At 33.3% G+C, this 16,548-nt stretch carries 13 protein-coding genes; 6 read left to right on the plus strand and 7 right to left on the minus strand.

Features of this window, described 5'->3' with window-relative positions; genetic code table 11:
* The 6 genes from F0000_RS05915 to F0000_RS05940 all read right to left on the minus strand — a co-directional run bounded on the left by F0000_RS05915 (position 1) and on the right by F0000_RS05940 (position 6,054).
* The gene (locus F0000_RS05915) at positions 1 to 432 is read right to left on the minus strand and encodes a DUF4280 domain-containing protein (RefSeq protein WP_149623793.1); all 432 of its coding nucleotides are present in this window, start codon (positions 430 to 432) and stop codon (positions 1 to 3) included.
* Positions 433 to 444: 12 nt separating this feature from the next.
* Positions 445 to 1,302, minus strand: a complete 858-nt coding sequence (locus tag F0000_RS05920) for a hypothetical protein (protein WP_149623794.1) — start codon at positions 1,300 to 1,302, stop codon at positions 445 to 447.
* Between the two features lie 4 nt (positions 1,303 to 1,306).
* A complete protein-coding gene (locus tag F0000_RS05925) occupies positions 1,307 to 3,097 on the minus strand; it encodes a type VI secretion system Vgr family protein (protein ID WP_149623795.1) in 1,791 nt (596 codons plus the stop codon).
* A 58-nt stretch (positions 3,098 to 3,155) separates the two neighbouring features.
* Positions 3,156 to 4,472, minus strand: coding sequence for a leucine-rich repeat domain-containing protein (locus F0000_RS05930; protein ID WP_149623796.1), 1,317 nt, complete (start codon positions 4,470 to 4,472; stop codon positions 3,156 to 3,158).
* A gap of 785 nt (positions 4,473 to 5,257) precedes the next feature.
* On the minus strand, positions 5,258 to 5,581 hold the full coding sequence (locus tag F0000_RS05935; RefSeq protein WP_149623797.1) for a hypothetical protein: 324 nt from the start codon (positions 5,579 to 5,581) through the stop codon (positions 5,258 to 5,260).
* A 17-nt stretch (positions 5,582 to 5,598) separates the two neighbouring features.
* The gene (locus tag F0000_RS05940; protein ID WP_149623798.1) at positions 5,599 to 6,054 is read right to left on the minus strand and encodes a DUF1572 family protein; all 456 of its coding nucleotides are present in this window, start codon (positions 6,052 to 6,054) and stop codon (positions 5,599 to 5,601) included.
* A gap of 597 nt (positions 6,055 to 6,651) precedes the next feature.
* Between F0000_RS05940 and F0000_RS05945 the strand changes: the two genes are divergently transcribed.
* A complete protein-coding gene (locus tag F0000_RS05945) occupies positions 6,652 to 6,987 on the plus strand; it encodes a single-stranded DNA-binding protein (RefSeq protein WP_149623799.1) in 336 nt (111 codons plus the stop codon).
* 159 nt (positions 6,988 to 7,146) lie between these two features.
* On the opposite strand, the gene F0000_RS05950 is transcribed toward F0000_RS05945, so the two are convergent.
* On the minus strand, positions 7,147 to 9,141 hold the full coding sequence (locus tag F0000_RS05950; RefSeq protein WP_149623800.1) for an alkaline phosphatase family protein: 1,995 nt from the start codon (positions 9,139 to 9,141) through the stop codon (positions 7,147 to 7,149).
* 415 nt (positions 9,142 to 9,556) lie between these two features.
* On the opposite strand from F0000_RS05950, the gene F0000_RS05955 reads away from it, so the two are divergent.
* The 5 genes from F0000_RS05955 to F0000_RS05975 all read left to right on the plus strand — a co-directional run bounded on the left by F0000_RS05955 (position 9,557) and on the right by F0000_RS05975 (position 16,530).
* Entirely contained in the window at positions 9,557 to 10,219 is a 663-nt protein-coding gene (locus tag F0000_RS05955) for a Crp/Fnr family transcriptional regulator (RefSeq protein WP_223148875.1), read from the plus strand.
* Positions 10,220 to 10,286: 67 nt separating this feature from the next.
* The gene (locus F0000_RS05960) at positions 10,287 to 10,949 is read left to right on the plus strand and encodes a DUF6796 family protein (RefSeq protein WP_149623801.1); all 663 of its coding nucleotides are present in this window, start codon (positions 10,287 to 10,289) and stop codon (positions 10,947 to 10,949) included.
* Positions 10,942 to 12,597 carry a CRTAC1 family protein gene (locus tag F0000_RS05965; protein WP_255452635.1) on the plus strand — a complete coding sequence of 552 codons (1,656 nt, stop codon included), beginning with the start codon at positions 10,942 to 10,944 and terminating at the stop codon, positions 12,595 to 12,597. The genes F0000_RS05960 and F0000_RS05965 overlap by 8 nt, the downstream gene beginning before the upstream one ends.
* Positions 12,594 to 12,974 carry a hypothetical protein gene (locus F0000_RS05970; RefSeq protein WP_149623802.1) on the plus strand — a complete coding sequence of 127 codons (381 nt, stop codon included), beginning with the start codon at positions 12,594 to 12,596 and terminating at the stop codon, positions 12,972 to 12,974. The genes F0000_RS05965 and F0000_RS05970 overlap by 4 nt, the downstream gene beginning before the upstream one ends.
* Positions 12,975 to 12,993: 19 nt before the next feature.
* Positions 12,994 to 16,530 carry a metallophosphatase gene (locus tag F0000_RS05975; protein WP_149623803.1) on the plus strand — a complete coding sequence of 1,179 codons (3,537 nt, stop codon included), beginning with the start codon at positions 12,994 to 12,996 and terminating at the stop codon, positions 16,528 to 16,530.
* The last annotated feature ends 18 nt before the right edge of the window (positions 16,531 to 16,548 follow it).

The raw sequence follows: 16,548 nt of genomic DNA on the forward strand, positions 1-16,548 counted from the left end.
TTAAATTACTAATTTTGACGAAACTAAAGATTGAGATATAGCACTATCGGGAGCAATTCCATCAATATCTGTTGCTTCTATAGTGTCTGGTTCTGATTTCTGGATATGATCTTTTATCTTAATTGTCGCGCCACCATAACTACATTTTATGGTAGAACATTCTAGCAATGCTTTATCTCCTTGTATTAAAATTTCTCCTGTATTGATCCATTTTATAGGTGCTATAACGGCTTTACACGGTATTTTTTGTTTAGGGCTTTTGATACATTTACCACTAAATTTTAAATTAACTTTTCCTTTGTCTTTAATATTTGCCCACGTTTTATCTTGCAACTTTATCGAATTAGAAGTAACCTTTAGTTTACCTATCGGTTTGGTACATAAAGGACATTCAATCTTTGCTCCATTGCAAACATATTTTTTTCCACTCATACCGTTTATTTTTTATGCTTCTTGGGTTAATCGATAATTCTGATTCTTTTTATAATCAGTACCATATGTTGTTACAACATCTAGTACAACGGCATCAAATATTCCTGTTTTTTTATCATATCTATAAGTTCCTTTATAGTTTTCCAATTTAATTCCATTAGGATCTAAAATGTTTTTCCTTTTAAATAGATTCTGAATTTTTGTGGCATATTGCTGTTCTTGATCCAAAGTTCCAAAAACATTAAGTATTGTTTTTTCTTCTCCTTCATTCTCCAGCAGCACTTTTTCTCGTATGGCTAATGGCAACTGATATACCATATTGCTTAACAAACGCTCTCTATCTTTAGTAAACTCAGCATCACTACTATGAGTTCCATACATCTCATTAAACAGTAATCCATATAATCGATATTGTAAACAATCAGAAAGTAGCTTATTATGATTTTGTATTTTCCTCTCTATACCCAATAGATATCGTTCTATTGCTTGTCCAGTATATTTTTGCTTTAATTTAGGTTTTAATACACTCCACTTATTTAGAATCTCTTGATGGTTTAGAATTTCTATCAATTCTCCCCGCCAATTCATTCTAAATTGTACCGTATCCATAATCCCATAAACTTCTTGAAGTAAGTCTTCTTGTTTTTTAAGAACCGAATCTAATTTTATGTTTATATGCTTTGTAACAATTTTTAAAGTAAAAAACATAGGATTATAAGGTAAAACCTCTACTTGTATTTCTTTCTCGAGTGTCTGTTGTTGCACTTGGCTGTAGCATAATACCTCAGAAAATATTTTTTGATGATATGTAACTTTTCCAAAAGTGGGAATTATCCCTAACGTTGTTTGATTTTCTACAAATGTAATCATTGAGCTATCCTTTACTTATTTTAACGTCAGCATTTCCTTGCAGTGTCGATATGCCTTTTGCGTGCATGGTCAAATCTCCTGCAACAGAAAGTAAACTAGTACTTCCTGCAGTCTGGGTGTAGGCCAAACTTACATTGACTGATTTTGTTTGTGAGGCGAACTCTATACTATTACTTGTGTTTACTGTATGGTTTTTACCAATTCGTTCACTTTTATCTTTTCCTACATTAATATCTAAATTTTCATCTACATTAATTTCCATATTTTTAGAATTCAAGGTCATTTTTTCTAGCGCAGTAATTGTAATATTATTATTAGCCGTATCAATATGGATAAGGTTTTCATGCTTATCTTTTATCGTTATAAATTCTTCTTTATCCGTATCATTTAACTCAATCGTATGGCCACTTCTGGTTCTTATTGCCTTTACATTATTTTTATCCGTTTTCCAGCTTTCTGGTTTTGCATTTCCGTGATACAGAGCTCCCAAAACAAAGGGTCTTTCTACATTACCTCCTTCAAAAGCTACTAATACTTCTTCTCCTATTTCTGGTATAAAATGAAATCCTTTGTCTCCTCCAGAATGTGGTGTCATTACTCGAAGCCAGGGAGTATGCTCTCCTAATTGTTTTTGCCAATGGAACTGTACTTTGATACGACTCATACCATCAGGGTCTATATTATCTGTAACGGTTGCAATTTGTGAATCACTTTTAGCGTGTCTGAGAATATTGGTTTTTGGATATATATCCTGCGCAATGGAAACTCCTTCAAAATTATTAATATAACGCCCATTTTCTGTGGCATCATGGGTAACTTTTGTAATTCTCACTTTATACGCTCCTTCACCACTTTGTATTTTGATAATACTCCCCAGATTGACTCCTGGATTATCACTCTTGCCTCGAATTATAACTTGTTTTACTTCTTCTGCCTTCTTTTGCTGTGTTACCAATATTTCCAGGCGTTGTTTTATCTGCGGGTCATTATACGTATTGAGAAATACGTTGGTCTTATGCGGATACATCTGTTCGCTTTTCTGAGATGCTAAACCATTATATCCATTAATACCGCTATTTATTTCTGAAGTGATCGTTTCGTGCTGTTCATTGGTGAGATAATCATTGGTAAAAAAACCATACCTATTGGATAATGGTTTTATATGTCTGGAAAACTCCTGTAAATCCAGACCATAGGTAAGTGTCACTTCTTCTGTTTTTGTCGGTTTCCCAAAGATCAGATTTTCTCCATCATAATAGAACCATTCTCCATATTGAGCTGCCAATCTACTTGCGTATTGAAAACTACTTTCTCCATTTTGCACACAATAATGAAGTGTATTGGTAAACTTGGCATCTATAATGGTAGCCAGTTTGGCTCTATCATAGCGTTGAAAGGTTTTAGTAATAATCGTTGAGAGATCAAGATCGCTATAAGAGGCAAAGTGTGGCCCATCATCTGTGAGGATGGAGCTACTTTTTGCCTTGATACTGATCAAATCTCCGTGCTGATGCAGAAAACCTCTGCTACTTGAAATTTCTGTAACAACACCTTTAAATTTAAGATCTTTATATACGTTCAAAACATCTATCGATGCTATTGTCAATAGGATTGTTTCTCCCAGATATTCATTGCTGGTATCACCTGCAACTGTCGTTATATCCTCTAATACATCTCTTCTGCAAACTAATTCAATAGTATGGTGGGCATCAATTTCCTGATGTAATGTTAATTTTTTGAATGCCTGTATAGAAACGCCCCTTATAAATAGTTGGATAGTTGATTGAAGTGCCATATAAATTATATTTTATAACTGATTTGTACTATTCTATTTACTCTTTCCTATATACAGCTTATAACCCGCAGGTGACATGTTCGTCTATCAATATTTCTGTACCAGTATTCGCCAGATCGCAAACGGCATTGGGGATAGTTACAAAAGTGTTTTCTTTGATATCCAATGTTTTGAGATGAATCAGATTACTTATCTTAGTGGGAATTTGCTCAATAGTATTTATATTCAGAAATAAAAATTCCAGCATAAATACATCGCTAATACTTTCGTTGATTTCTGTTAAGTTATTCCGGGATAGCTGTAGCCTTTTTAGTTTCGTAAGTTTACGAATATCTGACGGAATGACACTTATATTAGCATTGTACATATCCAATCTGGTGAGTGACTCTAAGCCTAATATCGGATCAGAGATTTCTCCAATTGGATTACCGGATAATCCTAATGATGTGAGTTGAGATAACTTTACAATTTCTGAAGGAACCTTAGTTAATTTAATATTATTAAGGAATAACGAATTTAATTGTGTGAGTTCAAATAACTCAATGGGAACTGTTCTTAATGAATTGTTAGACACATTTAATTCTCTGAGTGCTTTCAACTTATTGATATCAGAAGGTATTTCTCTTAACAAATTTGTATGCATCTTGAGATTTATTAATTTCTTAAGACTAAAAAACTCTTCGGGAATGGTTTCTATTTGATTTTCTCCAAGATTCAGTGTTCTTAAATTATTTGATAAATCCTCAATCTCAACAGGAATTTTGGTAATCATATTTTTTTCCAGAAACATGGTTCTCAAGTAAAATAAGTCACAAATTTCCGGAGGTAAAACTGTTAATCCTTTTTCGGCAAGTTCTAGTGCTACTACTTTATTGTCTACAACTATAACACCATCCCAGGTTGCAATATCTTCATTCTCTATATTCCAGCCCAAAGTATTGTCTGGATTTTGTTCAAAAAAGGTGCTTAAAACTTCTCGTGGCGAACTGGCAATTACCCTGACTTTTACGGTATAGTCTGCTATAGAACCATCTTCTGCTACAATACTGTAGATGATAGGTGCAGAAAAATCTAATGAAACCTCTATATCCTGAACAATTGATGCAGTCTGAGAAACTATAATTTCTGGTTTTAGTGTCGTGACTTTGGTTCCGTTGGGAAGTACAACAGAAATTACCTTTGTTTCTTCATCTATATTCGCAGTAATATTGCTATCCAACTGGTCATTTTCTTCTTCAAGAAATTTGAATTCCAGAATCTGTTTCTCATTATTTAATAGTGTAATGTCTGATCTGTCAATTTCTTTGGTGCAAGAAACTAAGAATATACAGCAAATAAAAAGTACTACACCTTTGTGTGATGTTAAGCCCTTCATAGGTATTGGTTTTAAGAGTTCTACTAAATCAGTTATAAAACGTGTGATAAAAAAAAATAAACTTGATTTTATAAGCTCAAGGGATAAAATTTCAGAATAACTACTACCACATTTTATGACCTGGAGGTTGTAAAAAACTAATTATATAGCTATCACTTTTTATGATTGAATCAATATTATATAATTATAAACTCATCCGGAGTACTACTTTTGCTTCTAAAATGTAAATGTTGCTCTCCGTTTTTGATTGATTTTTTTTAACTATAGTTATGCTATAAAAGCCAAACCTTTTAGCCTAAAATTATTACCCTTAATAAGTTTTCTACCATTTCAGTTTTTAGAATTGATAGTATCTACAATTTTTTCCTTACTTTTTACCAAAACTATAAAATAAGACACTTGCTTACACCCATGCTTTCTATCAAAATCAACCCCTGAAAACCACTGTTTTTATTCTTTATATATGCACTCTAACCCTACAAGAAACTTAAACCGCATCTCTAAAAAGGCATTCCAGTAGTCTTAAAAAATAAAGTATCGTTTTAGTATTAATATAATTTTATATCAGAAGAAGAAAACTTATGCAGATGAAGAAGTATGCAAACAAAAAAGCGAATTTCAGGCTAGATCATACATGTTATAACACATAAAATGTATGACTGGGTATCAGCATTCTTTCTTTGCTATAATTATGAGGTCATTTGCAGAAGCATCAGGTTGATCTGGAAAGTGTATTTTATCTATACTGATACTTTTTACGGATACTCACGTAATAGATCTTTCAATTATTTTGGATCCAGAGTCATCACATACTCATAACTTTCATCAAGATATGTAGCTAGTGCATCCAGATCTTCCCACATACGTTCCGGGATCAAAACATATCCTTTCATAACGGCTCCATAAGATCTATAGATAGAGGAGTCAAATTCTTTAATGTATTTTTCTTGTATTTCTTTAGAAAATCGAATCCCGATCTCACAATTCTTATTAAATAATGAAAACATATACCCATTTGCAGATGTATAAGGCATTGTTTTGCCCTTTCTCTGAAATCTGGGACATTTATCAATCAATGCATCATAAATCTTTAATTTTTCGTTCCACATAGTATTCTGTTTTAATTTTAGACATCCAATAACCTTCTATGATAATTTATTTGTCCAAGATGATACGTAAGATGTGTGGTCAGATGTACTAAAAAAAGTGCTGTACTAGGTTTTTTATCCAGCAACATTCTCGGATATTCTTTTTGCAAATCATCTCTTGTCAATAAATTTAATGAATTTTCTACAACCAGTATAGTCTCATCAATCATAGATAGCAGTTTTGATACTGGAACATTTTTTAACGCGAATTCCTGATCTCTTTCTCTTACATACCCTGTTTTACCAAATTCTGCACCGATATATGTATTGAGATTACCTATAAGATGTAAGCAAAGATTTCCTGCAGAATTGCTAACCTGATCAGTTACTAACCATAAATTCTTTTCTTTTGTATATGAGCTTATCTCAAGCTTTAGTTTTTGTAGATCTCTATTCAATATGGTTTTTAATATTTCTATGATGGAATCATTCATTGCTTGCTATCTTTTTTAGTTATTAATTGAACAAATTTATTTGTTAATCACTGATGCTTTTGAGTTTTTTAAGCTAAAAACTCATTTATGGTAATATTTATATACTTCAACAAATTTAGTACAGAAGAGAGAAGTATATCTAAATGAGTTTTTTGCAAACAAATGATCTTTACTACATTTTTATAATAGAACTCATCTTGAGTACTGCTTTGACCTACAAAATAGATATAGAGTCTTTATTTTTTTTAAAGCTGAAATATCAAAATCAATATAGAAAAAATTCCTGATACTATCTTTTATCATTTCTCCTCAGTGAATTTTATTCAGAATCAGCGTATAAAAAACATCATTTAAACGACTACAAACGATTACAACCGAAAATAAACACTTCCTAACCGAGTGTTATTTTAGTCGTTTGATATGTTTGCTCCGTCGAAACCTAATACCAATTCTGATCTGAATGTCCTTATAAGAAAACAACAGTTCAGTATAGTCTGAGTTACCGTTAACTTTCATTTTGAAAGATCAGGTTAATCCAAATTGGAAATGGTATAAAAACTCGATAGTATCCATTGTTTAACACGATAAATTAAAAGTATGAACACGCTAAAAAACAAAGTACAGTTGATTGGAAACCTAGGACAAGAACCTGAAATTGTAAATTTAGATTCAGGTAGAAAATTGGCTAAATTCTCTATCGCAACTAATGACTATTATTACAACAAAGCCGGTGATAAAATCACAGATACGCAATGGCATAATATTGTAGCCTGGGGGAAAACTGCAGAAATCATTGAAAAATATGTTAATAAAGGTCAGGAAGTAGCTATCGAAGGAAAGCTTACTTCTCGCAGTTATGATGATAGTGAAGGTATCAAAAGATATATTACCGAAATAGTTTGTAATGAATTCCTAATGCTGGGAAGTAAATAACAATAACCGATTTTGTTAGTTATTGTATATGAATACGCGAATCCAAACAAAAAAAGTATACAAAAATTAGGGTAGTGTTTCTACCCTAATTTTACTATTATGTATAAAAGGATTTGAAAAAACTTAAACCACTTCTTATTCAAAAAAAACGGCTTCTGTTTATCGCGTATGGATAATCTTTTTACTTTGTTTAATAATACCTCCTGTAGAATTTTCTGTAATAAACTCTACAATGTACATCCCTTCTGTAAGGTTATCTGCTTCAAAAGGAAGCAAATACCTTCCTGCTTTACATTTTTTATTAATTAACATAGTAACCAGTGTAGCTTGTGCATTGTAGATAGCAACTGTGACATGTTGTTCTTTAGGAATAGAAAAGCCGATAGTTGTACTATCTGTAAAAGGATTTGGAAAGTTACCCCACAATAAAGGTTCTACACTTTTTCCTGAAGTTATAGAGTTTATATCTTCTTTCTTGCTATTATTAGTAGAAAGATTATCCTCTTTTCCTTCTTCTTTATCAGCAATTGGCACTGTTATTTTCGGGAACTCCTCTGTGTATGATATCACAAGCCTTGGAGGCATAAATCCCTCACTGCTATAAAAATCCCAGCCATTTCCCCCATCTGGTAAAATAGCCCAACCATGATTTACCTGTCCTTCTACCCAGGCTTGCACACCAGTTGTCACATCAATCGACAGTATTCCTTTTTTTGCATCTGATATACGTTTGTCTGGCTGGGTCTTTGCCTCTTGGTCATTTGCAGAAATCCCATTCCCCAAACTATCCCATGACTCATTTTCATCCCATGATGTAAGCATACGATGAAAACTCCCACCATTACCATCATTCACAACACGTAATTGTAGCGTCGCATTTTCTATAAAAATATTCGGCGGTATCTGCCCCATTCCCATACCGATTAGATTCTCAAATCGTAAAAGCGTTTGGTTATCCCTCCCACTCCACCACGGATCTGCATCATCAACCAATAGTTCTGTTTCTGAACCATAACTATTAGAGCTTTCATGACGCCTCACATAGGTATCCACAGTACCCTGATACCCATTAAGTCCTTGCTGAAATATAACAATCTTATTGTCTTCTGGCTGGTTAACTTTTAAAGATTGATCTACATTATAAAATGATCCGGGAACCGAAGGCAATCCCAATAAACTCAGCGTAAGGTTTGCTACTTCTCCATATCTAATAGGCAATAATGACACATCATCGGTAGGCTGCTCACTTCCAGGATCGTTTCGTACATCAGTATTAAGAGCATAAAGATCTGCTCCTGCTTCAATTCCTGGTCCCCAAACATAAAAAGGTATGGTATAATTATCCGGATCAAACAAATTACCGTGATTCTTTTTCCCTTTTTCGCCACCGTGATCTGCAGTCAATATAATAGCTGTACGATTCGCCAAACCAGGAGTTGATTCAATGGTTTGAAAAAACTGACCTATCAATGCATCAATTTCTGCTACTTTTTGTGCATATTCTGAAGATATGTCTAATTCCCATCCAGTAGCATGACCTTCTCCATCAGGATAGCGAAAATGAAAAAATGCATATTCATACTGTTTGGCTTCATAATCACGAATAAAAGCAGTAGTCAATACATTCATATTTCCATTATTAACATAGGTATCAATTTTATCACGTCCATTGTCAATGCCTGTAATATCTCCAGCACCTGAATCTGAATCATAGGAATTTTCAAAAAGAACAAACTTACCTTTTCCAGCATAAAGTGCTGTAGAAAACCCGTGATCATGTACTACATCAAATACAGAAGAAATGTATTTACCGGTATGCAAAGTAAATGGTCCCGGATCGCTATTCCACCAGAATCCATGCCCATGATCACCAAATACAGGGCGACCCGTGATATGACTTGTATGACCGGGAATAGTAGATGTGTTTAAAACATCAGTTCGAGCATTATCAGTCCACGCACCTTCGGTACGAAATCGAAAGAAATTAGGAGCTTTCTCTGCCCCCAGTGAAGTAAGTACATCTGGTCTTAGCCCATCTACACTAATGTGCAGTACATGATCAACTTGCGGCACCCTTGTATTAAATTGCGCTATTACCTGGATAGTAATCAAGAGAAAGCCTGATAAAATTAGTTGTTTTGTAAAGATTTGCATTTTTTTAGGTTTTAATTAATGATATTTGAATTTGATCTAATCAAAGAAAAATAACCAAATCATGGTTTTTAAAAAATTAGCGTTATTTTTTTGTATTGATAGTGTTAAGTATCAGAGCTTATCTTGACTAGTTCGAAAAGTTTAGTTTTTGTGCTATAATAAAATAGTTTTTTTATAAAGATCGCAGCGACGTATAAGAAAATCAACAAGTGTGGTATATACACCAAGAATTTTACAGTCCAAAAGCATTCTTCAAGAAGGTATTATCGAAACCAATTTTACTTTTTATTTTACTTTTTTACACATACAAAAATATCCAGGTGTCGCCTGAAGTAACTTCTCAAAATTTACTTCACTTTAGTAGTATTAAAAATCATTACATTTAACACGATTTTACTAATAAACACTTTATCAATTGAATACATACACTAAATATTGGTTTCTGGAAGGCTTTAACCTCTTTAGTAAATTAGGGAGAATTACAATGATGCACATGTGCGAAATTCTGGAAATGGATAATATAGATAAAGGAACTTCTATAGAATTACTAAAAAATGATAAAAAGAGTATTTTCTTTTTAAAAAAAGGAACGGTCAAAATTATAGATACCTATAGCAATCATGTCAAATATATTGTAAAGAAAGGAAACATTTTTGGCGAGCTGTCCTTATACAATGAACAAGATTCATTACAAGAGCAGGCCATTGCGCTCGAAGACTGCGTAATTTGTTATATAGAAGCTGACAGAATGGATCGTATAATGCAAAAGCATACTTCTTTAAAGAATGGAGTATTAAAAATATACGGTACCAGAATCAAAAAACTAGAACGAAGATTACAAGATTTATTATACAAAGATAGCCATACCAGAATCAAAGAATTTATTATCGATTACATCAACGAATTTGGAGAAGAAAAGGATACAAAAATTGTTGCTAAAAATTTACTATCGCACAAGGACATTGCGAATCTAACTAATACATCCAGACAAACAGTTAATAATGTAATGAGTACACTAAGAAAAAATAATATCATCGATTACACATCTCAGCATATCTTAATTTCTAAAAAAAAATGAACTTAATAATGTTTGAAAGTTCTACTAAATTTTTTCGTCGAATGGTAAAACAACCAAGAACTTACTAATGAATACAACCAAAATCTTAGGATTTATAGGTCTACTGGCATCGATTCTTGTAGGCTTAGGAGAATATTTCTTACACTATTCTGCCCATATTTTAGGGAATTCAGAAAATTACGAATTCTTTAAATTTGTTCCACAAGAACATTTAACAATTGGACATTTTTTAGCCGTCGTAGGGCTACCTTGCTATTTTGCCGGTTATCTTCACATCTATCAAATGCTTAGACCAGGTAATGAAACGTTAGCTCGTATTACACTGGGGATAGGATTTATTGCTTTTGCAGTTGGAGGAATCTGGATAGGTTCAAGAGCTTCTATAGGGAATATTATACATCTAAAAGAATCCATGGATACAACTGCGTATCAAAACCTTTTGGATCATTACACCAACCATATGGAAATATTGGTTCAAGCACTAAGAATTGTTATTGCATTACTATCAGTTGTATTTGTGATTGCAATTCTAAAAGGAGGAACTTATTATAAAAAGTGGATGGCTATTTTTAATCCAATCATTATTCTTTTATTCGTTTTCTCTACACTCTTTTGGGCAAAACCTTTAAGCAAACATCTAGCTCCAATTGCCATGAATGTTACACATTTTATTCTTTTTACCCTTTCATTATATCAACTGAACAAAAATTACAAACCAACTCATGATTAAAAAAATTCTAAAAATAGCAGGAATCCTTATACTACTTTTATTAATACTAGTTTTAGGTTTTTTCTGGAGAGACGCTGTTTCTGACAAGTATGATATATCCATAGATGCAAAACTTATCCCAAAGTTCGATCAGGTAGCTCTTGATTTTATTCACCAATATAATGGAGAAAAATCATTACCAATTGCGCCTTCTGCGTTGATTGATATCAATAATGATAATATAGATGAAGTATTTTTTGGAGGAGGAATGAATCAGGAAGATGCAATCTTTGCATATCGAGATCATAAATTTGTAAATATATCATCAGAAACTAACCTCCCTAAAAAAGGCATTACTACGACAACGGTTGGCGCAGTTTCAGCAGATTTTGACAATAATGGATATACTGACCTATTAGTAAGCAGAGAAGACGGATTACATCTATATTATAACACTAATGGCAAATTTACTGCTAAAATTATCAATACCCCTGTAAATGAAAAATCAAATCCCGCGGGTATCACAGTAGGTGATATCGATAAAGATGGAGATTTAGATATTTTTCTGGCGACCTACCTGAAAAAAGAACTTATGGAAGGGCAAACAATTTTTGAAGATTACAATTACGGATCTACTAGTGAGCTATTGCTTAACAATGGTGATAGTACATTTAAAAGTATTACAAAACAGGCTGGGCTCGATTATGTACACAATACATTTCAGGGAGTCTTAGTGGATATCGATAATGATTCCTGGTTAGATCTTGTAGTGGTTCACGATACTGGTGAAGCCCGAACTTATAAAAATAATGGAGATCTTACTTTTACGATGAAAGAGAATCCTCTGACCAAAAAATTTGCCTATCCAATGGGGCTGGCTGTAGGTGACTATAATAATGATGGATTCGTAGATTTTATGTTTTCTAATACAGGAAGTACTTTGCCTAGATTTCTTGCAAAAGGCGATATCAAGGATGCTACCAGATTTAATGAAAAGTGGATACTCTTTAAAAACGAAGGGGATTTCAAATTTACGGATGCGGCCGCAGAAGCCAAAATTGCAGATTATGAGTTTTCCTGGGGCTGTACCTTTGCTGATATGAATAATGATGGTTTACAGGACTTGATGGTGGCAGAAAATTATGTGGATCTGGCTCCAAATAAATTATTCAGGCTACCTAGCAGGTTTTTAATCCAGAAAGAAGATCACACTTTTGTACCAACAGAAAAGCAAAGTGGTGTGGTCAATCCTCATTTTGGTATCACATCCTTAGTAAGTGATTTTAACCAGGATGGATATCTCGATATGATCTGGACTAATATAGATACGCCTTCATTAGCCTATATAAGTCAGGGAGGTACTAATAACTATGTTCAGGTAGACATAAAAGATAATGCAGCATCTCAGGGTGCAAAAGTGACTGTAGAAACCGCTTCCAAAAAACTTACAGATTGGTTAGTTTCAGGAGAAGGATTAGCAAGTGATCAAACTGCATTATTAAATTTTGGATTAGGCAAAGAAACTTCTATTAAGAAAATCACGGTTAATTATGCGAATGGTACTGTTTTCGAATTAGAAAATCCCGCTATCAATAGTGTAGTGCATATTACTAAAGAAAGAGAATTACAGCAGGTAATGGCTGATACATTATCAACCGTAGAAGAATGAGAAGGATACTTTCTATTCTTCTCACGGTATTATTTATAATTGGGATTTTAGGAGCTGGAAGTTTAGTAATAAAAGAAATACAAACAGCCAATGGATGTCCTAAAGTATTAGGGATTCCAGCCTGTGCTATTATTTTAGTCTGTTTTATAATTCCATTAATTACACACCTTTTGGGAAAATACAATAGATGGTATTTCTTTTTTACAGGCTTGGCAACTTTGATTGCAACAATGGCATCAATCCTGCAATTTATAGGGAATGGTGAATGCCCTAAAACTGGGAATGGAACTCCCATGTGTTATTATTCGTTATTACTTTTTACAGGGCTTATAGTATTAAAAATATATCAACTGAGGGTCAATTCATCAGAAAACTGATAATATTAAAACACACATCATGCAAATCAAATTAACCAATAGTATTTACTATCTATTAGGTGTATTTTTTTGGACTAGTATCACATTCGGGCAAGAAATAGAAACTTCTATTTTTGTGACAGGAAATACAGGAAATAGTAATGATTATACGATCTTGCAACAGCTGATTGCGGATTCCAAAAATGTAGATAATTCTACACTGCTTCTAGTAGGTAACACTGTTCCAAAAAAAGGATTTCAACTTTCTGCAGAAAAAGGAATCGCGCACCAACTTACAGTTTTATCCGATTATGATAAGCATACTGTTTTTATTCCAGGAAAAAATGAATGGGCAAAAAAAGGTCGTAAAGGAGTTCGCGAATTAGAAAAATATATTCAGAAAAATAGTAAATCAAAATTTTATCCGGATAAAGGATGCCCTATCAAAAAGAAGGATATAAGTGATAATGTAGTATTAATTACACTAGATTCACAATGGTATCTAGAGAATTGGGATCATCAGATTTACCTCAATGAAGAGTGTGATATCAAAAACAGGAGTCTTTTCTTTCTTGAATTTACAAGCCTTCTCAAAAAGGCTCAGGACAAAATTAAGGTAATAGCAATACACCATCCTGTTTTTACCAACACTAAACAAGGTTTTTTTGCAAATGTATCAGGAACCTCATCTCAAGATTTTCAAAACAAACAATACCGAATCTTAAGAAATAAAATTATAACCATTGCAAGACAACAAGAAAATGTAATTTTCCTTTCCGGGAAAGATGAAAACCTTCAATACATTAATAAATATGGTATCCCACAGATTATTAGTGGAGCTAGTAATACTACTAAAAAATCTAAAAAAGCTTCAGAAGGAGATTTTGTAAGTACCAAAAATGGATATGCCAGACTGGATATCCACAAAGATGGCAAGGCTATCGTACATTTTTATAGTATTGATAATAAAACCAAAACAACTATTTTTTCTGCCACTGCATTACAAGGGATTCCTGAAAAAATTGAATATACTTTTAAACCGGCAGATAGTTTTTCTACCCTACAAAGTGCATCTGTATACGCTGATGAAGAAACCAGGAAAAGTAAATTATATAAAGGATTGTGGGGAGATCACTACCGAAAATATTATAGCAAAAAAGTAAATGCTCCTGTTGCTTTTCTGGATACACTTAAGGGTGGTTTAACACCTATTAGAAGAGGAGGTGGACAACAGTCTAAATCCTTGAGAATGGTTGATAAAGACGGAAAACAGTATGTAATGCGTGCCTTAAGAAAAAGTGCCCTGAAATTTTTGCAAGCATCCGCATTTCAGGATAAATATATAAAAGAAGATCTGGAAGATAGTTATGCAGATCGGTTTTTGTTAGATTTTTATACTACTGCGCATCCTTATACACCTTTTTCTATAGGCACATTATCTGATGCAGTTGCTATTTATCATACCAATCCTAAGCTATACTATATTCCAAAACAGGAGAGATTAGGTCAGTACAATGATGAATTTGGAGATGAATTATATCTGGTAGAAGAACGTGTGGAATCTGGTCATAAGAATCTTGCTTCTTTTGGAAAACCAAAGAAAATACTAAGTACAGATGATGTGATCAAAGAAGTTCATAAAACAGGTACAGCTAGCGTTGATGAACCTTCATACATCCGCGCTCGTATATTTGATATGCTTATTGGTGATTGGGACAGACATCCCGATCAATGGCGATGGGCACTCTTTGAAAAAGAGGATGGAACAGAAATTTGTAAACCCATCCCAAGAGATCGGGATCAGGCATTTTCTGTATTTGATGGTAGTATTATTTCTTTTCTTACCTGTGCCATTCCGGGATTGAGAAAAATGCAATCATATGATGAAAAACTTCCGAGCCCAAAATGGTTTAATCAGACTCCATACCCGCTTGATATGACTTTTATTAATACCTCTGATTGGTCAAAATGGAAAGAACAAGCAGTTTATATACAAAATAATCTTACTGACGATGTCATAAAAACTGCTTTCAAAAAAATTCCGGAAGAGATGAAGGGAGAGACCATCAATGATATCACAGAAAAACTAAAAGGAAGAAGAACCAACATTGTTGATATAGCTCATAAGTATTATAAACATCTCAATAGTTTTGAAGTAATTACCGGAACTCAGAAAGGTGATGTATTTAATATCAAAAGATCTCCTGATGGAGAAACTACAATTGAGATTCGTCGCAAAGATATTGGTGTCTTACATAGAACTTTTAACAAAAAAGAAACCAAAGAGATTTGGTTATATGGCTTGGATGGAAAAGATATTTTTAATGTGGATGGAAAAGGGGATAATTTGATCGATATCAAAATTATTGGAGGTAAAAAAAATGATACCTATAACTTTAAGAATGCAAAAAAAGTAAAGTTATACGATTATCAACATAAAGAGAATACTATTGTGAACAAGCGTTCCAAAAAATGGTTAGTTGACGATTACAACACCAATACCTATGATTATAAGAAAAGAAGATACTATGTCAATCAAATTTTACCGCTAATAGCGTTTAACCCTGATGACGGATTGCGAATCGGAGTACTGAATCACTACACCTATTATGGTTTACAACGAAATCCATTTACCCAGAAACACACAATTAGTGCATCTTTCTATGCAGCTAGCAGAGGTGTTGATGTATCATATCAAGGAGAATTTTCTCATTTCTTTCATAATTGGAATTTTGGGATAGAAGGCATTTATAAAACACCCAGTTTTGCACAAAATTTCTTTGGATTCGGCAATGATACTGCCTATGATAAAGACTTAGTTGATTTAGATTTTAACAGAACCAGAATTCAGCAATGGAAAACTGCAGTTTCCTTAATCTGGAGAGGAAGAGATGGAGGTTATTTTCAGTTTAAGCCATTGATTGAAGCTTTTGAGGTAGAAAATACTTCTGACCGATTTATTAACAATATCTCTGCCGATAATGATGTATTTGATTCACAAACATATGTAGGCGTAGAAGCAAAATATCATTTTAATAATACAAATGATTTAGCATTTCCTACACTTGGTTTTGATGCAAGTATTACAATTGGGTATAAATCAAATATTGACGGAGGTACTAATAAAAACAGATTTGGGTATATAGAACCATCCATATCAATAGATCACAAACTAAATAAAAGAGGCAACCTCGTTTTTGCTACAACCTTTGGTGGAGAAGCAATTCTGGGAGATGATTTTGAATTTTATCACGGAGCGCAAATTGGTGGAATACAAAAAGGGTTGCGAGGTTTTAGAAACGAACGGTTTACCGGTAAATTTTCAGTCTATCAAAATACAGATCTTCGATGGAAAATTGGTAAATTCAAGACAAGTTTCATTCCTCTTAAATATGGTCTTACCGGAGGTTTTGATCATGGTAGAGTGTGGGTAGAAAATGATACGTCAGACACCTGGCATACCAGTACAGGAGGATCATTCTGGATCAGCGGATTAGATTCTTTTACTGCTAATCTTGGTTATTATGTGAGTACAGACAGTGGAAGAATCACTTTTGCACTTGGATTTGCATTCTAAAAAGTAAACTAGCTCGTG

The organism is Aquimarina sp. RZ0 (genome assembly GCF_008370685.1).
Taxonomy (GTDB): domain Bacteria; phylum Bacteroidota; class Bacteroidia; order Flavobacteriales; family Flavobacteriaceae; genus Aquimarina.

Coding starts and splice junctions, on each gene's coding strand:
- F0000_RS05915 (WP_149623793.1), bottom strand. CDS start 432: ATGAGTGGAAAAAAATATGTTTGCAATGGAGCAAAGATTGAATGTCCT.
- F0000_RS05920 (WP_149623794.1), bottom strand. CDS start 1,302: ATGATTACATTTGTAGAAAATCAAACAACGTTAGGGATAATTCCCACT.
- F0000_RS05925 (WP_149623795.1), bottom strand. CDS start 3,097: ATGGCACTTCAATCAACTATCCAACTATTTATAAGGGGCGTTTCTATA.
- F0000_RS05930 (WP_149623796.1), bottom strand. CDS start 4,472: ATGAAGGGCTTAACATCACACAAAGGTGTAGTACTTTTTATTTGCTGT.
- F0000_RS05935 (WP_149623797.1), bottom strand. CDS start 5,581: ATGTGGAACGAAAAATTAAAGATTTATGATGCATTGATTGATAAATGT.
- F0000_RS05940 (WP_149623798.1), bottom strand. CDS start 6,054: ATGAATGATTCCATCATAGAAATATTAAAAACCATATTGAATAGAGAT.
- F0000_RS05945 (WP_149623799.1), top strand. CDS start 6,652: ATGAACACGCTAAAAAACAAAGTACAGTTGATTGGAAACCTAGGACAA.
- F0000_RS05950 (WP_149623800.1), bottom strand. CDS start 9,141: ATGCAAATCTTTACAAAACAACTAATTTTATCAGGCTTTCTCTTGATT.
- F0000_RS05960 (WP_149623801.1), top strand. CDS start 10,287: ATGAATACAACCAAAATCTTAGGATTTATAGGTCTACTGGCATCGATT.
- F0000_RS05965 (WP_255452635.1), top strand. CDS start 10,942: ATGATTAAAAAAATTCTAAAAATAGCAGGAATCCTTATACTACTTTTA.
- F0000_RS05970 (WP_149623802.1), top strand. CDS start 12,594: ATGAGAAGGATACTTTCTATTCTTCTCACGGTATTATTTATAATTGGG.
- F0000_RS05975 (WP_149623803.1), top strand. CDS start 12,994: ATGCAAATCAAATTAACCAATAGTATTTACTATCTATTAGGTGTATTT.